A 19,572-nucleotide genomic window follows, 5' to 3' on the forward strand; every position below is an offset into this window, starting at 1 on the left:
TAAGGTAGGTGAAATACAAACTTGTGTTGCTGTATTCATGGTCAAGTTCACAGCTTGAATCGCAACGACTTGACAGTTTTTAGCTTGAGCATTATTTTGTGGTAAAGATTCTTATTACCAACTATATAAAGGAACTAGATAGCGTCAGAATCAAAGGATCTCTGCGGTAGTTTCCACTGTTCTATTTTCACTGATATTTGTTTGGAGTTTCAATTGACTGCTTTCCCGCTGTCACAGGCTATCTCATCCCTTACTGACAAACTAAAACAACTGAAATTTCAGTCCCACAGTGATCCTATCATTCAAGTTTCTGTGCCAATTTCGGCCATGCCCGCAATCGCCTGGCTAGCCGCTCAGCCGATCTACCCAAGAATTTATTGGAAAGGCAGGGATACCGAAGAGGAAGTTGCAGCCATCGGAAGCTGCAAAGATTTCACCTATGAAGAAGCTGTCGATGATAACCAGTTATCTCTGGAGTATCAGAAACAGAGAGCCCTCTCCAATAATCAGGACATTCGCTATTACGGTGGCGTCGCTTTCGACAGAACGACTGAATGTTGGCCTGAGTTTGGTCGCGCTCACTTTGTCCTGCCCAGAATAGAGTTAAGACGTAGTGGTGAGGAATATAAATTACTGATCAACCTTAATTGTGAAAGTAATGAACCGGAAGCTGAACGAGCCCTAGCGATAGAAGCGCTGGCAAAACTGGTATCTCCAAGGCCACTGCCCCCGCCAAATAAGATCAACTTATTGAGTAGAAGTGATAGACCCGACCGTTATCATTGGACCGAATTGGTAAAAAAAGTCACTCACGAGAAGTTTATACAAGATACCCCAAAAGTTGTGCTGTCACGCCTGACGCAACTGGAGGTCGATGAAGAGGTTGACCCCTGGATGCTACTTGCTTGCTGGCAGGGACGTAATCAAAATAGTTTTCAATTTGGATTCCAGTTTAGCCCCGAACGGGCTTTTATCTCCTGCACACCTGAGCGCCTCTATCGACGCAGACAAAGAGAACTATTTACAGAAGCATTGGCTGGCACGACGACACGTGGGCTAAACCAGGAAGAAGACAGGGCTCTTGCTCAGCAGTTACTGGAAGATAATAAAAATAGCCATGAAAACCAGCTGGTAAAGGAACACATCGTTGATGCGCTGACACCTTTGAGTAATTACGTTGGCGCAGAAGAGACGCCTCGTGTATTTAAACTCAGCCATATTCAACATCTGCACCGTTCAATTCGCGCTGAACTGAAGCCTGGTATCGATGATTTTCAGTTATTACAGGCGCTCCATCCGACACCCGCAGTGGGAGGCTTACCAAAAGAACCCGCTATGAACTTTATCCGCCAACGTGAAGGCTACGCCAGAGGTTGGTATGCCGGTGCATGTGGATATTTCAATAAATATGAGAGTGAGTTTGCCGTCGCGATTCGCAGTGCACTCATAGAGCCGGGCCGGATCAACTTATTTGCCGGAGCTGGAATTGTTTCCGGCTCAGAGCCCGAAGCCGAATGGGTTGAATTAGAAAATAAGCTAACAACGATACTTTCCATTCTTACTGAACTCTAAGCTATTAAATTCAAGTTCAGGGTTAAGAGTTACTGAACTCTAGGCTATTAAAATCAAGTTCAGGGTTAAGAGTTACTGAACTCTAAGCGACTAAGCTCGGGTTCTACTCTGAGGATTACAGGGCTTTTCTCCTCTGTACAGGATTTGAAAACCGAAGAATCACTACTCTCTGCTCGAATGTAGCCTTTGAGCATCGGGCCCAACGTAATGACGAAAGAGCTCGTCGAGTTCGCCACTATCGATAAGTTTTTTCAATTCGCTATCGAAGTGGCGCTTTAGCTTTGCGCCTCTTTCATTGTCAGAAAAAACGAAGTAGATTTCGGTTCTGAACACATTCTCTATGATCACGAACTGCCTAGGCTGGTTCAACTTAGGCACCATAGTTAGCATCACGGGCTTATAATCCAACACCGCATCCACCTGGCCTCGGTTTACCCGATTCATCATCTCGAGTAGATTACTGCTCTCCTCGTAGTACATAGGTACAGAGATAAATTCATCATAACGATATGCCAGCAGTGCCTGCACCTTCTTGTGGCTCAAGCTCTCGGCCCCTTTCCATATGACAGCCATCTCTGGAGTTATCGCGGCATCCACACTATCGACTTCAACCGGATAGTGGCTATACAAGGCCTTAGCAGTGTCTCCGCTATAGAAACCTAAAGCCATATCGGTCCTGTTGTGGTCGACTAAATACCTCACCCGGGAAAAGGGCACGATATCGATTTGAAGTTGCCACTCTTTTTCAGGAAATACCCGTTTCAAAATATCGAAATAGTAGCCGCTTCCATCTCTGTTGGTATAACCCAACCAGCTATCGGTGGCTATGGTTACCACCCTCGGGCCTTCGATAGGCTGAGTAGGATTTGCCAAGAGGTAACTCGGCAGAAAAGTCATACATATCAGTAAAGTAGTAAGTATTTGTCTCTTCATAGAGATAACCATTCTCTGCTAAGTCAAAAGTAACAAAACTCAAATCAGCTAAAAACTAAGTCTATCTGGTAAATACTAATAGAAGTCTAGGTCTTTTTACGACCTTTTGAACAAAAACTCCTCTTAACTCTTGCTCCAACTGAAAACCTCTCTATAATGTGCCGCCCCTACAGGGGCAAGAATAGGCATAACTAACATGCTAAGTGCGTGCTAAGTGTGCGCGAGTAAGCTAAGTGTTTTAATATAGTGCCAAATACCACTTTTCTTAACGGGTTCCCTCACCCCGTGACCGTGAAAACGGATAATCAATTAAAAAGGCTACAAGATGTTAACATTAACAAACGCGCAGATTCGTCGCGCTCTGCTGCTGCTGGTCGGCTTCCACATACTGATTATTTGCGCCAGCAACTATTTGGTTCAATTACCTTTTCAGATATTTGGGTTTCATACTACCTGGGGGGCTTTTAGCTTTCCATTCGTCTACCTTGCCACCGATCTCACCGTCAGAATCTTCGGACAGAGCTCTGCCAGGCGTATTATTCTAAAGGCTATGGTCCCGGCACTGCTTATCTCCTATTTAATGGGTGTCATATTCCACCAGGGAAGCTTTCAGGGCTTCACGGCACTCTCAGAGTTTAATAGTTTTGTTTTCCGTATCGCCTTCGCCAGCTTCGCCGCCTACCTCATTGGCCAACTGATGGATATCACGGTCTTCGCCAAACTCAGGAATACTCAATCTTGGTGGGTAGCGCCTGCAGCATCGACACTGGTCGGAAACCTGGTTGATACCTTAGTCTTCTTCTCACTGGCTTTTTATGCTTCCAGCGACAGCTTCATGGCAGAACACTGGCCCGAAATTGCCAGTGTCGACTATGGCTTTAAACTGATCGTTAGCTTAGGACTATTTCTACCAGCATATGGTGTTTTGTTGAAGGTACTGGAACGAAGAATCGTAAAGATACCAAGCCAACAAGAACTGGCTCCTAACTAAACCTTTCGCCGAAGTAACTGGCCAGACCAGTTACTTTGTAATAATATAGCCAGCTTATAATATAGGCACACAACCATTCCAATGAAGGCAGCAATCCACTTGCTGCTTTTTTACAGAGAGACTGGCCCCCCATGTACAATGTAGAGATTGAAACAACAACTGAGCTTACCGCGGATCTGCTGAGGGATTTGCTCGATATACATCAACAGATCCCTGAATTTGATAAACCATATCCTGAATCAGAGTATCAATTACGGCTTAATCACAAACCTATTCTTATCATGTTTATCAGAGTAGAGGGTGAATTGGCTGGTTTTAAGCTAGGTTACGAACTCAATGGCTCTACATTCTATAGCTGGCTCGGTGGTGTGATTCCAGAGTATCGAAATTTAGGTTTAGCCCAACAACTGCTACAGGCTCAAGAGTCTTGGGCAAGGGAAAGTGGATATCAACACATAGAAGTTAAAACCCTTAACCGTTTTCCATCTATGTTAGCCATGCTAACCGCCTGTCGGTATCAGATAACCAATATAACTCAAGCAACTGATAATATTGAAAATAACAAGATAGAACTACAGAAGTCACTCATAGAGATAGTGTAAATTTAAATTAAAAACAACAAATCACTTGCACCACTTAATGATAATGATTATTATTTACATGCGTTCCAAGGAACTCTCTCTATGTAGACTCGAACACTTCATCTCTGTTTGATTCTATTCTCGGTTTTAGGAAGAAACTAGATTGAGTTTGCACAGCACGACATTGCTCACACACTTTTTTGCCGGGATTATTTCCCGGCATTTTTTTGTCTGAAATATATCAGGCTCGATAAAGAGAGCTAATAGCAATAAGAAAGAGCAGAGATTAGCACCGACGAACTTTTCTGGAATGTAAGGCATAGGATGATTAAAGTGTATACCTTTGATAATAAAGGAACATATAGATAACCAATAAAAATATCAAAAAGAGCTTGCACCCATAGATGATAATGATTACTATTTACATGCGTTCCAAGAAACTCGCTCTATTTAGACTTAAACACTTCATCTCTGTTTAATTCACTCTCAGGTTTTAAGAGACAAATAGCATGGGTTTGCAAAGCACGACATTGCTCACACACTTATTAGCCGGGATTATTTCCCGGCATTTTTTTAGCCTATTTTCACAAGAAAGATTTCCGAGTGAAGTAGATAACCAGAATCAATTACCGTTAAAGTGCAGCCCCTCATAGGGCGTATCTACCTGCTCTTCCTTAGCTTTATGGTATAAACCTATGGTAAATAACGTCCCTTTGCCCACCGTAGAACTGACCTCTATAGTTCCGCCGATACGCTTAATAATCCCGTAACTCAAAGATAACCCCAGACCCGTACCGTCGGCTCTGGTGGTGTAAAATGGATCGAAAATGCGACTCAACTGCTCTTTCGGGATCCCCTTACCCTCATCTTCAATTTCGATCTTAACCCCGATAGGCTCACCTCTTTGAACCCAGTCATAGGTCCGAATCCAAATTCTTCCCTCTTCATCCATGGCATGGGCCGCGTTTACCACGAGATTAATCAATACTTGTAATAGCTGAGGACGGTTAACCTCTATCGGGTAACTGGCGTTCAACTCCTGATTCAGTATCACCTTTTGCTCTTGAATCGAGTGACGCACCAGTACCAACATCTCTTCGATAATCGGAGTAAGCTGGTGCATCTCAAGCGGCGCATTAAACTCGCCGGGGCGACTATACTGTAACAGGCTACGGATAATGGTACTGATACGCCCCACCTGTTGGATGACAAGATCGATCTCCTCCTCAACATCCTCCGCTTTATCGCCTAACTCATATTTCATCAACTCCATATTGCCTAAGATCACCGCGGTCGGATTATTGATCTCATGGGCAATACCTGCGGTCAGCTCACCCAGTGCGGTAAGCTTTTCATTGGTGACCAGTTGCTGTCTGGTTTCATTCAACAAAGCAACGTTGTTTTGAAGTTCCTCTGTTTTCTCCTGCAGGCTTCGTGTCCGCTCTTCAACTTTCACCTCTAACTGCTCGGCAGCAGCCTGGATCTGTGAATTTCGGCGCTGCAGCAGATCCAGCATTCGATCAAATTGCTCGGCTAAGTTTGATAATTCATTATCTCGTTCAAGTCCCAAAGATCCGATGCGTAGGTTTCGACCTGACTGCACAGCCTTAACCACGTGGTGAATACGCTCAATTGGCTGAAGTAAACTATAGGCACCGCGATAGACGAGTAATCCAGACACCAGTAAAACCAGCATCAAAATTGTCCCTAACTCAATAATATTCAGTAGATAGTTGTGAATAAACGGCGATTCTGAGAAGCCGGTGTAGATCATCCCGATCCGTTTACCCTGAACATCCTCGAGTGGCGCATAGGCAGAGATAAACCAATCATTAAACACGAAAGCTCGATCGACCCAGAGCAACCCCTGAGAAAATACTTTTTGCTTCACCTCTTCAGATACCAAGCTGCCTAATGCGCGCCCCTCGACCTCACCACCTTGTGGGAAAAAGTGTAGGGGAACATTGGTACTGATACGCGTGTTATCCAGGAATATAGTCACAGTACCGATAGAGCGTTCCGGCAATGTTCCCTTGTCGTAAACCAGGTCTCGGATGTGATCCACGATACGAATATCCCGATTAAACAAGATGCCGCCATCTAAGTACCAGGCAATATTTCCTTCGGCATCGGGAACGGGCAACAAACTTCGGCTGAGTAAGCCCCTGTCTTCGACTGTCTTAGTCGGTTTTTGTGATCTTGGCGTTTCAACCAGTGGAATACTTGCCGTCTTCACCATCTCAGGATCGATTAACGCCAGGCGCTTAGGTTCCAGCACCATTAAGCCTGAATATGCTGACTCACCATTAACTTTCTGAAGCATAACCCTAAGATCAGGATCTGCAGCGGCCTCTGACACACTAACCAGGCGCAAGAAATCTAAATTTAACAGCTGTTTTTTTGAATCCAGTAAAAGCTCGATCTGCTTTCGGTAGCTATTTTTATTGCTATCGAACAGGCGAAAGTCATTCTGAAACTCCCATGATTCCATCACGAGTTCCAGCTGTTTCTCCTGACTCTTCTGTACGGAAATAAGCGTGTTATTCGCAACAGTCAGGTCAGCCTTAACCTTCATAAACAACTGCTTACCCGTATAGCTAATATTCCAATAGATGGTGATAAATACTAGGCTTACCAGAGTGAGCAAGATCGGAAGCAAGGTAAGGATTAAAATTCGATAACGGACCTTAGCTTGCATCTGCTGCCAATTGATACCAAAAATACGAGGGAAAAAGGACACCTTAACTCTCCTCTTGTTTATCGGTATCGAACCACTCTTTATACTTCCTATCTAAGGTTTTTCGCGAAACCCCTAAATCCCTGGCCGCTGCGGACTTATTGCCATTATGAAGGTCGACTACTTGGGTAACGTGATGTTTTTCAACCTCCTTTAGTCCCCAGTCTAACGGATAACCGGACTCGTTAGGCATGTCAGATTTGGGTTGCTGTTTCCAATACTCTGCAGGTGGTTTACCCAGCAAGATGCAGCGCTCAATCATGTTTCTCAGTTCACGGATATTTCCCGGCCACTCATGCTGCTGTAATTTGAGCATATCTTCATGGCTCCAAACCACCTCTTTAACACCGAGTTCAGACGCTAACTGTCTGGTAAAATGATGTGTTAATTCAACAACATCTTCCGGTCTATCTCTGAGGGGTGGGATCACGATATCTAACACATTTAAGCGGTAATAAAGATCTCGTCTGAAGTTACCCTCTTCCACCTCTTCGGCGAGTTTACGGTTTGTAGCCGCTAGTACCCGGACATCAATATTCGTCTCTTTCTCACTACCGACGGGACGGATCGTTCTCTGTTCCAGAACCCTAAGCAGAGCGGTCTGCATCTTAAGAGGCATCTCACCAATCTCATCGAGAAAGATTGTGCCACCGGAGGCAAAACTAAACAGACCTTCACGATTGCCCTTCGCACCGGTAAAAGCCCCGGCCGAATGGCCAAAGAGTTCGCTCTCGAGTAGTTCCGGTGCAATAGCACCACAATTGACCGGGACAAAAGGCCCCTGACGTCCACTAAGAAGATGCAACTGTCTTGCGACTAACTCTTTACCCGTTCCCGACTCACCTTCAATTAAGATCACCGCATTCGTTGGGGCAACACGCTCGATGACATGCTTCACCTCTTGCATTGCATCACTACTGCCGATAATAGTAGAGGATTGACCAATAGAGACTTCGCGACGCAGCATCAGATTTTCACGCTTGAGTAGACGACGCTCGATACAACGATCTACCGCCTTCATCATCTGCTCAAGATGGAATGGCTTCATGATAAAATCAGAAGCGCCGGCTCTTAATGCCTTGATGGCAACATCCATATCCGCATAACCGGTCATAAAGATAATGTCAGAACGTCTCTCCTGATCATTTAATGCTTCATGCCATTCAATTCCTGAACGCCCGGGTAGACGAATATCCACGACCAGCAGATCAAAATGGCATCGACTTCTTAACTGTTCTGCGTCCTCGACACTGGAAGCGGTCTCGACCAGGGCGAATTTTTTAGATAGCGCCTTTTTCAGAAAGCTACGCATACCGGGCTCATCATCTACAATAAGCACAGATACGGCTGAAGGAAGGGGTTTTAAATCTTTTTTATTTTGGCTCATATTGTCTTCTTTAGGACATTTTGACTCATTTAACGGTGATTCTAGCATCATAGTCTAGAAAATAGGTCACTGTGAGACAAAGAATGAGGGACATAGGACAAAATGTCTGTATGACACCATTAAAGCTTGCGACGAAGATCACACTCCACAACCATTTGTGACACCTGCACGGGCAGATAGCTTTTGGCATCAAATTTGCTAAATAAACTGGCATAATTTGTAGAAGATTAATTTTGGCAAAGAATCTTCATTATTTAATCGCCAAGGAGCAAGAATGTTAAACCTTAAATCTATCTTCAGCTTTGCATTAGCTGCGACCTTAGTCACTGGTATGCCAGCACAGGCCGAAGAGATTATAAAGCTAGCCACAACAACAAGCACTGAGAACTCAGGTTTGTTGAAAAATTTATTACCTAAATTTGAAGCCGAAAGCGGTTACAAAGTCCAGGTAATTGCAACGGGTACCGGTAAAGCGCTTAAACTTGCCCGTCAAGGTGATGTCGATGTCATCATGACACATGCCCCTGCAGCAGAAGCTAAGTTTGTAGATGAAGGTTTCGGTCTTTTACCTCGCGGCATAATGGAAAACGATTTTGTGATCTTAGGCCCTAAAAATGACCCGGCTAAGATCCGCAGCAGTAAGACAGTTGAGGAGGCATTTGCTAAAATAGCCAAATCAGGCGCCACTTTTGTTTCTCGTGGAGACAATTCCGGCACAAACATGAAAGAGATGATCATCTGGAACAAGGCTAAGGTCGAAACCTCTTTTGCTGGTTATAAGTCTGTTGGTCAGGGAATGGGTAAAACCCTGTTGATGGCAAACGAACTTCAGGGTTACACACTTTCTGACCGTGGTACCTTCGTGGCCTACAAAGCAAAGTTGGATATGGCTATCGATTTTGATGGCGGCCAGGCATTAGCGAACCCATACCAGATCATGTTAATTAACCCTGCTAAATACCCTGATCTAAACCACAAAGGCGCAAGAGCCTTTAGTGATTGGTTGATTGGTGCCGAAGCTCAAGGCATGATCAATAGTTATAAAGTTCAAGGTGAGCAACTATTTAAGGCAACTTATAGCGAATGACTCTAAGATTCTGGTTAAGCCGTTTTTTAAAATGCTACACAGCGGACACATCTAATGCTCTGGCTATCCAGTTATCTGAATCGGGCTATCACAGATGAATGAAGGCTGGTTAGCCCTTTTACAGCAGGCCTTAGGCCTGCTGTTTTCATTGGACCCGGATGTGTGGTCCATTGTTTCTGTATCTTTTTCTGTATCTTTTGCGGCTCTCGGGATCACCCTGTTGCCCTCGATGATATTGGGATTCCTGCTGGCTTTTGGCCGCTTTCCCGGCCGCTGGTTTGTCACCAACTTAATTCAAACTCTCCAATCAATTCCTACCGTTGTCATCGGCCTACTCGTCTATCTAATGCTCACACGCATGGGTCCTCTGGGTGATCTTAAATGGCTATTTACTCAAAAAGGCATGATTTTAGGACAGATGATGATCTGCGCTCCCGTGTTAGTCGCGATGAGTCAAGCGGCCTTTACCAGCGTCGACCGTAGAGCCTGGGAAACCTCACGTACTCTAGGAGCCTCATGGTTCAGGGCCATCTGGACAGTTTGTAGAGAACTTAAAGTACCATTACTCATGGCGATTGTGGCTGGGTTTAGCCGCATCTTAACAGAGGTGGGTTGCTCCATGATGGTCGGTGGAAATATTGCAGATGTGACCCGAAACATCCCTACCGCTATTGCACTCGAGACCAGCAAAGGCGACTTTGCCCAGGCAATAGCCCTCGGTCTTGTTCTGCTCATTTTATCTCTCGTTCTTAACTTTACTTTAGGAACGCTCAGAGGCAAAGCAGAGCCGAGGAGTCATTAAGAGATGGTCAAATTAGTCGCTAACAATCTAGAAATGAAGTTTGGTGAAAGACATATATTCAGTGTCGATAGACTTCAACTTTCTCAGGGACAAACGATACACCTTCAGGGCGATAACGGTTGCGGAAAGACCACCCTGATGAAACTGCTTGCCGGTCTGATATCCCCCAGCAGAGGAGTCATAACAACTGAAGGGTTTGATCCACTGCCATGGTGGCGCTCCAATGCCTTGTTAGGTAAGGCCGTCTATCTGCATCAACATCCGTACCTGTTCGATGGCAGCGTCGAATATAACCTGAGCTACCCTCATCCGTTTTGCAACATGACAAAACAGCAACTGAGTGAGCGCACCCAGACTGCAATTGAGATGGCAGAATTAACTCACCTCAAAAATCAGGCGGCATCCAGCCTCTCTGGTGGTGAAAAACAACGACTCGCTATCGCCAGAGCCTGGATAATGCAGCCTAAGTTATTAATGTTAGATGAGCCTACATCCAATATGGACAGGTTTTCACAAGATCTGGTACTGACCATGATTTCTGACCTACAGCAACTTGGAACAGGCATGCTGATCAGTAGCCACCAATCTTGTGTACTAACGAGTTTGTGCAACCAAAGCTGGGTCATTGAAAATCAACATATAATGTCATCGTTTACGGCTGAGAATATTACGGACTCAACGCCAATAAATCTACAGGAACCAAGATATGTCATTGCAAATTGATGCAGTTATTTTAGCCGGAGGCATGGCCAGGCGCATGGGGGGGAATGACAAAGGTTTAGTCGAACTCCAGTCACAACCTATGATAAAACACGCCATAGATCGCATAAAACCACAAGTTAGAGAGATCCTGATCAACGCAAACCGTAACCAAACCCGTTATGCTGAGTTCGGCTATAAAGTTATCAGTGACGAAGACTCTGGTTATCTTGGGCCACTAGCAGGAATGATAACTGCAATGGGGCAGACACAGGCCAACTATCTTCTTGTCGTTCCTTGTGATTGTCCGCTTTTGCCGACAGATCTTGTCGAGCGTATGCTCTCCCAGTTAGAAATCGAAAATGCCGACCTTGCAGTAGCAAGTGATGGGAAGCGCGAACAACCTGTAGTACTACTTTTAAAGCCAGAATTAAGAGACTCGATGAAAGCCTTCTTAGATGCTGGCGAACGTAAAATCGACTTTTGGTACGCTAAACATAACTGCGCCGTAGCTGACTTTTCAGATCAGCCGAACGCCTTTGTTAATGTGAATACGCCAGAACAAAAACAACAACTTTCTGAGGCAATTGCCAAATAAAAACCGAGGTTTAAATGAGCATCCCTTTTACCAATCCGTTAACAATTCCTGTTCTCGGATTTTGTGCCTATAGTGGCACAGGAAAGACCACGCTATTAAAGAAACTGATCCCCGAGTTAAACCGCAGGGGGGTGAAGCTGGCAGTCATAAAGCATGCTCATCATAACTTCGATGTGGATATTCCGGGTAAAGACAGTTACGAGATGCGTAAGGCGGGTGCTCGCCAGATGCTGGTTGCCTCACACGTCAGATGGGCGCTGATGACGGAAGATGCCGTCGAGGAAGACCCCAAGCTACCTCACCTGCTCCAGCAGATTGAACAAGATAGTGTCGATATTGTATTGGTTGAAGGCTTCAAAAAACTCGAGCTACCAAAGATTGAGCTCCATCGTGCCGCCCACGATAAACCTTTTATTCATACCCATGACAAGAACATTCAGGCAATCGCCTGCTGTGATGAGACTGAACTTCCTGGTGACTTAAGACGACTGGATATCAATGATGTCGCTCAAATTGCCGACTTCGTTATCGAGTATGCAAAAAACTGGCAGCCAGCAAATATCAACTTACCGCTCTCACCGGCACCAGAGTGTGGTTGCGAGGTCGATACCAGTAAAACCCTGTCGGTAAGACAAGGCATAGATAAGATCTTATCTTACGTTAATCCCATTACGTCCAGTGAAGCACTCCCTCTGGATGAGCTTAACAGCCGGGTACTGGCCGAAGATGCGATATCCCCTGTCAATGTGCCACAGCAGACCAATTCGGCCATGGACGGATACGCCTTCAAGCACTCCAGTCCCATGCTAGCCAGTTATAAGATTGTCGCCGATGTCATGGCAGGACATCAATATTCTGCAGTGCTTCAGGCAGGCGAAGCGGTGCGCATCATGACTGGTGCAACGGTACCCGCCGGCGCTGATACCGTTCAGATGAAAGAGTTGGCTACAGAGCTGGAAGGCCAAGTTAGCTTTCAGGGCGATATCACTTTGGGGCAACATATCCGACTCGCAGGCGAGGATATAGCTAAAGGCCACACGGCGCTAGCCGCTAATACTCGGCTGCAAGCACCAGAGCAGGGACTATTGGCCTCACTGGGCTTTGGTCAGCTGCCGGTATTCAAACGCCCCAGGGTTGCCGTTTTCTCTACCGGTGATGAAGTGTGTCAGCCCGGAGAGCCACTAAAACCTAATTGCATCTACGACTCAAACCGTTTCACCATCAAATCTATGGTCAGAAAGTTGGGTTGTGAAGTGATAGACCTGGGGATCATTCACGACTCGGAAGATGCACTTGCCGATGCGCTTAGCCAAGCCGCCGTCGATGCCGACGTGGTGATAAGTTCCGGCGGTGTATCCGTCGGCGATGCCGACTTTATCAAGCTTGCACTCGAGCGGGTCGGCCAGATTAACTTCTGGCGCATCAATATGCGACCTGGACGACCACTGGCTTTCGGCCAGATTGGCGATAGCCTCTTCTTCGGACTACCCGGTAATCCGGTTGCGGTTATGGTCTCCTTTATGCAATTTGTGCAACCTGCACTTAGAAAACTAGCCGGAGAAAACAGCTGGACCCAGAGTATGGTACCCGCAATCGCAGATACAGGTTTACGTAGCCGTGTGGGTCGCACCGAATTTACCAGAGGCATCTATCACTTAGGAGTCGATGGGAAGCTGCATGTCACGACGACAGGCGCACAAGGTTCGGGGATGTTGAGCTCTATGGTAAAAGGAAACTGTTTCATCGTTATCAGCGAAAAAGATGATCAGTTAAATCCTGGTGATACCGTTTATATTCAACCTTTTGCCGATCTACTCTAATTGGTGATCTCTGTTTAACTGTTTTCTGTATTGGCTCAGATAGCTGAGTCAATACGGTGTTTTTGTAGGTAGCTAGTATGAGTTTGATCGTCGATACCTTCGGACGCAAGGTTGAATATTTGCGTCTTTCCGTTACTGACAGATGTGATTTTCGTTGTGTTTACTGCATGAGCGAAGATCCCTGTTTTCTCAATCGTGAGCAAGTTCTCAGCCTAGAGGAGCTGGCCTGGGTAGGTCAGGCATTTACTGAGCTGGGTGTGAAAAAAATTCGCCTCACCGGCGGCGAACCTTTGGTACGCACCGACTGCGACCAACTGGTCAAACTGCTCGGCGCACTGCCCGGGTTATCTGAGCTCTCGATGACCACCAATGGTTCCCGACTGACCAAGTTTGCAGAAAAGATGCGCGGCTCGGGTCTTGGCAGGCTCAATATCAGCCTGGATACATTAAAGCCTGAGCTCTTCACCGAACTGACCCGTAATGGCAAACTTGAGCGCGTCATTGAGGGGATCGATGCCGCCAAAGCCGCAGGCTTTACTCGCATCAAGATCAATGCGGTAATTCTGAGAGGCCAAAATGATGATGAAGTTCTGGACTTGATCGAATTTTGTCGTGGCAGAGAGTTGGACATAGCTTTCATCGAAGAGATGCCACTCGGCATTATCGATGAGCGTAAGAAGAGTCGTCACTGCAGCAGTGAAGAGGTAAAAGCCATTATCTCTCAGCGATATGAACTCAGTGTATCCGACAAGCGCACCGGTGGACCCGCACGTTACTACACAATGCCGGGTAGCTCTATTCATGTGGGCTTCATCTCTCCTCACAGCAACAACTTCTGTCATGAATGTAACCGCGTCCGTGTCACTGTAGAGGGCCGCTTGTTACTCTGTTTAGGCAATGAACACTCCGTGGATCTTAAAGCCATTGTCAGAGAGTTTCCCGCTGATATCGAGAAGCTAAAAACTGCCATTTTGGATGCCATTAAACTCAAACCTAAAGAACATGTGTTCGGGCCTGAGGGGGATGTACAGATCCTACGCTTTATGAACGCGACAGGCGGATAACGATAAACGCGTACCAATCGATTCGAAAAGGTTGATAGCATAAAGCTATCAACCTTTTTTATTGCAGTCCTAAAATCGGCTACCAATATTTATCGCCGCTTTCTTCGCCTGGCTTTTTACTGCATGATAGACTGACTATTTACCGTCAATCAACCACGCTGAAACTTGATGCCATGGCTCTATCCCGAAAAAAATGGAACAACGTAATCATTATCGCTTCCCTGTTAATGATCACTATACTCACTCTATTGGATGACAAAACATCTCAGCTGCCCGAAGATGCCCATCCACTTTTCGATAACACTTCTCCTCTGGCGCAACTGCAAGTAAATGAACTCTGGCTCAACAAGGGTAGTAGCAATTGGCAATGCCACCCAAAAATTCTCAATTGTCAGGTATGGGCAAAAGCCTGGAGCGAGATACAACTATCTCCACTTGTCGATCAACAAGAGCTGTTTGAACATTCCAGTGCCGACATTCCCAAGGAGGTCATCATAGTTATCGCCAACAGCGAGCAGGCGCAGCCCTGGAGCTGGTATGAAAAGCTGGGACTACTGAAATCCCCGGCAAATAACTGGTACCTGATCCCTCCCAGCCAAAGAGAGGCGCTTTCACCGGTCATCAAAATAGCCGCGGCCTCAAATACCGATAGCTAACAATCAAAAAGACGGCTCTTAGTTAGCCTTAACCTTATCGACTTATCCGAGAATGAATATGCCTGAATTGCCCGAAGTAGAAGTTACCCGTCAGGGGATCACTCCTCATCTAGTCGATCAACAAGCAACGGCTCTCACAGTTCGTAACGCCAGCCTTCGGTGGCCGGTACCGGATATCGCCCAGCAGATCGTGGGAGAAACTATTAGAAACGTGCGTCGCAGGGCAAAGTACCTGCTTATCGATACCGATGCTGGCACGACAATCGTGCATCTTGGCATGTCAGGAAGCCTGAGAATCGTCTCCAGGAAAACGCCTGTCGAGAAACATGACCATATAGATTTAGAATTGGCCAGCGGCAAAGTACTGAGATTTAACGATCCACGTCGCTTCGGTGCCTGGCTATGGTGTGAATTGCCGGAAGAGGCGCATCCACTACTGTCAAAGCTTGGGCCTGAGCCATTGAAGGATGAGTTTAATCCAGCCTACCTTGAACAGAAATTAAGGGATAAGAAGAAAGCCATTAAGCTCTGTTTGATGGATAACCATATTGTCGTGGGTGTCGGTAATATCTATGCCAACGAAGCCCTGTTTGCTGCAGGCATTCACCCAGAAATGCAGGCTGGCAAGGTCGACAGCGAGAGGTTGACCATTTTGGTTACCGAGGTGAAACAGATCTTGGCAAACGCCATCAGGCAGGGTGGAACGACATTGAAAGACTTTACCAATGCCGAAGGAAAGCCGGGATACTTTGCCCAGAAACTTCATGTTTATGGCCGAGGCGGCGAGACCTGTACCCAGTGTGGCAATCTGCTCAGCGAGATCAAACTGGGACAGAGGGCCACAGTATTTTGTGGCCTATGTCAGACTAAATGACAAAGAAGGACGTTCGCAGGCTCACTGCGAGGGCGCTGCGAGCTGCTTTTAGAACCTAGAGTCTAGAGTCTAGCTCCTAGACTCTTCTAAAAACGATACTCGTAGGTACCGAACAGGGTCGCATCGGTTTGTTTGTCTTCGACCTCAAATTCCGATTGAGACACTGTGCCACCGACACTCATCATCCCTTTCCAGATTGGCATGCGGTAGCTAAGCTCCAGCATTAACAGATCTTCTTTCGCAGGTTGAGGCGCCCAACCATGAGCCGGACTGGATCCATCTTTGTTCAATTGTGCATAACGTAACAGTGAGGTGATACCCCGGCTATCCGCAAACTGCCCAATAAGCCCCAGTACATAGACTTTAGCATCGCTTTCATAGGTGCTGCCATAGGTCTTGCCGTAATAACGAGAGCCACTCAGGTAATCACCATGCTCATACATGCAGTTGAAGACGTTGTCATCTTCTCCACAAGCGACCATGGTATCTGTGTACTCGAAAAAGAGCTTGTACTGGGCAGAGTCAAAGTTAAAGCGAGTATCTATACCGGCAGCGTGACCACAATCGACGATATCCCAAGGGGCTGAACCTTTGGCATCCTCACAGGTTTTCTCATAATAGACACCAAATGGAATATCGAACCAGGTATCGCTGAAACGGATATCATAACCCGCCATCTGATTACCATAGTTGGTACAACCCGCCTCACCCGCACCACGACAATCACGCTGACCGGTTATAGACTTTAAGGCACTTTCCCAGGAACACTCCTCCCCTTCACCACAGAACTGTGTACTCCAGGAGAAACCTATCTCCAGTTGTCTGAAGGGCCGCAGTGAACTACGGAAGTTCCACAGTAGCGGATTAACGACCGCACGCTCCTCCTCTAAACGACTCACGCCGGCAGTAAGTGTCCAGGGTCCGAGCCAGGATAACCAGGGGGTTTCAAATGCCGCCGCATTATTACGACTGACCATCACCGAAGGCAATGGGCGTGCATTATTAGATCTGTGCAATGACGAGTCGAATCCTGGCCCCCACCATTGCTCTATAGCGCCGGCGCTGAAAATCCAGTTGCCTAAGATAACCGCCATATAGGAATCATCGAGTCTGAACTCTTTCTCATCACTGGGATCATAGTTGGCAGAAGCCGAAGCCTTAAAGGCAAAGCGATCTCCCATATACTCATAAGATGCTTGTAACTCACCCTGCTCACTGTAATCTGAACCAAAATGCTGAAAGCGAGCAGCATCGGTTGCCGCCGCTGCTTTTATTCTCGTATTGCCACGATTTTCGACCGCATTTCGGTAATAGTAATTAACCCGGGCGAAGGCCTGTGCTACCGAAGGGGGTAATACCGAAGGCTCAACTTTACTCAGATCCGCACCGATACCGGACCACATCAGCGGATAGGTATTAACGGGAACCGTGATCACACCTTCATCGGCAAGAGCCTGAATATCTGCTCGCAGATAGATATCAGAAGTATCCACCCAAGGAGCGGATACAGAAATAAAAGAGGTAAATAAGCAAAGTATTGCAAAAGACCACACACTAAATGACTTTAATTTTTCCATCATTATGACTTTCACTCTCAACTTTTCGTCATCAGTGCTTTCGCAACTTCGGGGTGAACAAATTGGCTGACGTCACCACCATGATGCGCGACCTCTTTTACCAGGGTCGATGAGATAAATGAATTCTCTTCTGCGGGAGTTAAAAATACACTTTCCAAGTCTGAGCTTAAACGGCGATTCATGTTCGCCAACTGAAATTCATACTCGAAGTCAGAAACGGCTCTTAAACCACGGACCAGCACACTTGCCTGCTGCTCCTTGGCAAAATCCACCAGTAAGCCACTAAAACCGACAACCTCAACGTTATCCAGATGTGACGTCACCACCCGGAGCAGCTCCACACGCTCCTCCAGAGTGAAGCGCGGCTTCTTAGAGGGGTTGGCAGCAATCCCAATCACCACATGCTTAAACAGTTTAGCCGCTCGTTCTATGAGGTCGGCGTGACCATTAGTAACAGGATCGAATGTCCCGGGGTATATAGCTCTTGTGTGCATAACTAGCCTTTAACACTAAAATTATAAAAAAATCTCAAAAGGATGATCGGAGCGTTAGCAACTTAAACGGCCTTAGCGATCACTGCTTCGCCATAATATTTTCGATAATCTTAGTCGTAGAGATCCCATCTTCGAAGCAGAGTACCTTCACGACACCGCCAGCAGCTATGACCTCTTCGCCACCGGCGATCTCCTCTATCTGATAATCACCACCTTTCACTAACATATCCGGCAGTAAGTGTGCGATTACCCGCTGCGGGGTATCTTCACTGAAAGGTACTACCCAATCGACCGAAGCCAGGCCTGCAAGTACAGCCATACGCCTATCGAGTTGGTTCACCGGTCGACCATCACCTTTGAGACGTTTCACTGAGTCATCATCATTGACCGCCACGATGAGCCTGTCTCCTTGTGCTTTGGCTTCCTGCAGGTAGCTCACATGACCAGCATGTAATATATCGAAGCAACCGTTAGTCATCACGACACGCTCACCACGCAGTTTTGCCTGTTCAAGTGCATAAGCGAGTTGGTCTTCTGAAACAACGCCAAACCCCATCTCACCATGGCTACGGGACAATGCTTCACTCAATTCAACACGACTGATCGTGGAGGTACCGAGTTTAGCCACAACAATACCCGCGGCAATGTTAGCGATTGCACAAGCCTCGGGAAGCTCACTTCCAGCTGCAAGCGCGGTTGCAAGTGATGCAATCACAGTATCCCCCGCCCCTGTCACATCATGGACTTCTCTGGCAACGGTAGGAATGTGCAGCTCATTTTTATCTGAAGTGATGAGCGTCATGCCTTTCTCTGAGCGAGTCACGAGTAGCGCTTCCAGCTCAAACTCTTCGAGTAGTTTATGCGCTTTTTCAACAAGGTCGGCCTCACAACTTACCTCACCGACGACAAGTTCAAACTCGCTCATGTTTGGCGTAAGTAGGGTCGCCCCACGATAACGGGAAAAATCGCTGCCTTTAGGGTCGACTAAAACTTTAACCCCTTGAGCCTTGGCCTGCTGAATAAAAGGCTGGGGATCGACAAGCGCACCTTTAGCATAATCTGATAACACGGCGACTTTGGCAGAACTAAGCTGTTCAGCGGCGACGTTAAGCAAGGCTTGACTCTCAGCGGCTTGGAAGCCCTCTTCAAAATCGAGACGGATCAGCTGCTGGTTACGGGACATGACCCTTAATTTAGTGATTGTTGGTTTATCGGCAACACTGTGCCACTTGGGTTCAACTCCCAGAGCTTGCAAACCGGTAGTTAAAGCATCGGCTGTTTCATCCTGGCCAACAATACCGGCTAAAGATACCTGCCCGCCCAGTGTCGCAATATTAAGCGCCACGTTAGCCGCTCCACCTGGGCGATCCTCTATCTGGTTTACGCGAACGACAGGCACCGGCGCTTCCGGAGATATACGTCCTGTATGCCCTGCCCAGTAACGATCTAGCATGACATCACCGACTACAAGAACCTTCGCTTTTTCAAATGCTGGCAGAGAAACCTTCATAACACTCTTATCTATTGCAAAAATAAACCCCGATTGTACCTAATTTTTCTTGCTCCTGTTACCTTTACAGTCTATTTCTGCTACAGACACTTTCTCACGCAACGAGGTTCAACGGCGCGCCGCCTTGCTCCAGTGAAACAACACGCAAGTAAAAAGACCCTAATGCCAAGGAGTTAACTAAATTCCAATT

General features: G+C 46.6%; 17 protein-coding genes. 11 read left to right on the top strand and 6 right to left on the bottom strand.

Annotated features, from left to right (window positions below):
* Positions 1 to 213: 213 nt before the first annotated feature.
* Positions 214 to 1,572: an isochorismate synthase gene (locus tag EKG39_RS19450; protein ID WP_126507669.1), complete on the top strand. Its 1,359-nt coding sequence runs from the start codon at positions 214 to 216 to the stop codon at positions 1,570 to 1,572.
* Positions 1,573 to 1,734: 162 nt separating this feature from the next.
* Here EKG39_RS19450 and EKG39_RS19455 read toward each other — a convergent pair whose 3' ends face one another.
* Positions 1,735 to 2,505 (bottom strand): substrate-binding periplasmic protein, encoded by a 771-nt coding sequence (locus EKG39_RS19455; protein ID WP_246028567.1) that lies wholly within the window; start codon positions 2,503 to 2,505, stop codon positions 1,735 to 1,737.
* A gap of 325 nt (positions 2,506 to 2,830) precedes the next feature.
* Here EKG39_RS19455 and EKG39_RS19460 point away from each other — a divergent pair, with 325 nt between their 5' ends.
* Entirely contained in the window at positions 2,831 to 3,496 is a 666-nt protein-coding gene (locus EKG39_RS19460) for a 7-cyano-7-deazaguanine/7-aminomethyl-7-deazaguanine transporter (RefSeq protein WP_126507671.1), read from the top strand.
* Positions 3,497 to 3,627: 131 nt separating this feature from the next.
* The gene (locus tag EKG39_RS19465; protein WP_126507672.1) at positions 3,628 to 4,098 is read left to right on the top strand and encodes a GNAT family N-acetyltransferase; all 471 of its coding nucleotides are present in this window, start codon (positions 3,628 to 3,630) and stop codon (positions 4,096 to 4,098) included.
* Between the two features lie 601 nt (positions 4,099 to 4,699).
* Here EKG39_RS19465 and EKG39_RS19470 read toward each other — a convergent pair.
* The gene (locus tag EKG39_RS19470; protein WP_126507673.1) at positions 4,700 to 6,817 is read right to left on the bottom strand and encodes a sensor histidine kinase; all 2,118 of its coding nucleotides are present in this window, start codon (positions 6,815 to 6,817) and stop codon (positions 4,700 to 4,702) included.
* 1 nt (position 6,818) lies between these two features.
* On the bottom strand, positions 6,819 to 8,249 hold the full coding sequence (locus EKG39_RS19475; protein WP_185817661.1) for a sigma-54-dependent transcriptional regulator: 1,431 nt from the start codon (positions 8,247 to 8,249) through the stop codon (positions 6,819 to 6,821).
* Between the two features lie 226 nt (positions 8,250 to 8,475).
* Here EKG39_RS19475 and EKG39_RS19480 point away from each other — a divergent pair, with 226 nt between their 5' ends.
* The 8 genes from EKG39_RS19480 to mutM all read left to right on the top strand — a co-directional run bounded on the left by EKG39_RS19480 (position 8,476) and on the right by mutM (position 15,801).
* Complete coding sequence (locus EKG39_RS19480; RefSeq protein WP_126507675.1) at positions 8,476 to 9,288, top strand: ABC transporter substrate-binding protein; 813 nt, start codon at positions 8,476 to 8,478, stop codon at positions 9,286 to 9,288.
* A 94-nt stretch (positions 9,289 to 9,382) separates the two neighbouring features.
* The gene (locus EKG39_RS19485; protein WP_126507676.1) at positions 9,383 to 10,090 is read left to right on the top strand and encodes an ABC transporter permease; all 708 of its coding nucleotides are present in this window, start codon (positions 9,383 to 9,385) and stop codon (positions 10,088 to 10,090) included.
* Positions 10,091 to 10,093: 3 nt separating this feature from the next.
* Positions 10,094 to 10,813: an ABC transporter ATP-binding protein gene (locus tag EKG39_RS19490; protein ID WP_126507677.1), complete on the top strand. Its 720-nt coding sequence runs from the start codon at positions 10,094 to 10,096 to the stop codon at positions 10,811 to 10,813.
* Positions 10,797 to 11,387 carry a molybdenum cofactor guanylyltransferase MobA gene (gene mobA, locus EKG39_RS19495; protein ID WP_126507678.1) on the top strand — a complete coding sequence of 197 codons (591 nt, stop codon included), beginning with the start codon at positions 10,797 to 10,799 and terminating at the stop codon, positions 11,385 to 11,387. Before EKG39_RS19490 ends, mobA begins: the two co-directional genes overlap by 17 nt.
* Positions 11,388 to 11,401: 14 nt before the next feature.
* Complete coding sequence (locus tag EKG39_RS19500) at positions 11,402 to 13,207, top strand: bifunctional molybdopterin-guanine dinucleotide biosynthesis adaptor protein MobB/molybdopterin molybdotransferase MoeA (RefSeq protein WP_126507679.1); 1,806 nt, start codon at positions 11,402 to 11,404, stop codon at positions 13,205 to 13,207.
* A gap of 77 nt (positions 13,208 to 13,284) precedes the next feature.
* Positions 13,285 to 14,271 carry a GTP 3',8-cyclase MoaA gene (moaA, locus tag EKG39_RS19505; protein WP_126507680.1) on the top strand — a complete coding sequence of 329 codons (987 nt, stop codon included), beginning with the start codon at positions 13,285 to 13,287 and terminating at the stop codon, positions 14,269 to 14,271.
* Between the two features lie 173 nt (positions 14,272 to 14,444).
* Positions 14,445 to 14,927 (top strand): hypothetical protein, encoded by a 483-nt coding sequence (locus EKG39_RS19510; protein WP_126507681.1) that lies wholly within the window; start codon positions 14,445 to 14,447, stop codon positions 14,925 to 14,927.
* A gap of 58 nt (positions 14,928 to 14,985) precedes the next feature.
* On the top strand, positions 14,986 to 15,801 hold the full coding sequence (gene mutM, locus EKG39_RS19515; RefSeq protein WP_126507682.1) for a bifunctional DNA-formamidopyrimidine glycosylase/DNA-(apurinic or apyrimidinic site) lyase: 816 nt from the start codon (positions 14,986 to 14,988) through the stop codon (positions 15,799 to 15,801).
* A gap of 86 nt (positions 15,802 to 15,887) precedes the next feature.
* Here mutM and EKG39_RS19520 read toward each other — a convergent pair whose 3' ends face one another.
* The 3 genes from EKG39_RS19520 to hldE all read right to left on the bottom strand — a co-directional run bounded on the left by EKG39_RS19520 (position 15,888) and on the right by hldE (position 19,382).
* Entirely contained in the window at positions 15,888 to 17,381 is a 1,494-nt protein-coding gene (locus EKG39_RS19520; protein ID WP_126507683.1) for a capsule assembly Wzi family protein, read from the bottom strand.
* Positions 17,382 to 17,395: 14 nt separating this feature from the next.
* Positions 17,396 to 17,872: a pantetheine-phosphate adenylyltransferase gene (gene coaD / locus EKG39_RS19525; RefSeq protein WP_126507684.1), complete on the bottom strand. Its 477-nt coding sequence runs from the start codon at positions 17,870 to 17,872 to the stop codon at positions 17,396 to 17,398.
* Positions 17,873 to 17,951: 79 nt separating this feature from the next.
* Positions 17,952 to 19,382 (bottom strand): bifunctional D-glycero-beta-D-manno-heptose-7-phosphate kinase/D-glycero-beta-D-manno-heptose 1-phosphate adenylyltransferase HldE, encoded by a 1,431-nt coding sequence (gene hldE, locus EKG39_RS19530; RefSeq protein WP_126507685.1) that lies wholly within the window; start codon positions 19,380 to 19,382, stop codon positions 17,952 to 17,954.
* Positions 19,383 to 19,572: the final 190 nt, after the last annotated feature.

The organism is Shewanella atlantica (assembly GCF_003966265.1).
Taxonomy (GTDB): domain Bacteria; phylum Pseudomonadota; class Gammaproteobacteria; order Enterobacterales; family Shewanellaceae; genus Shewanella; species Shewanella atlantica.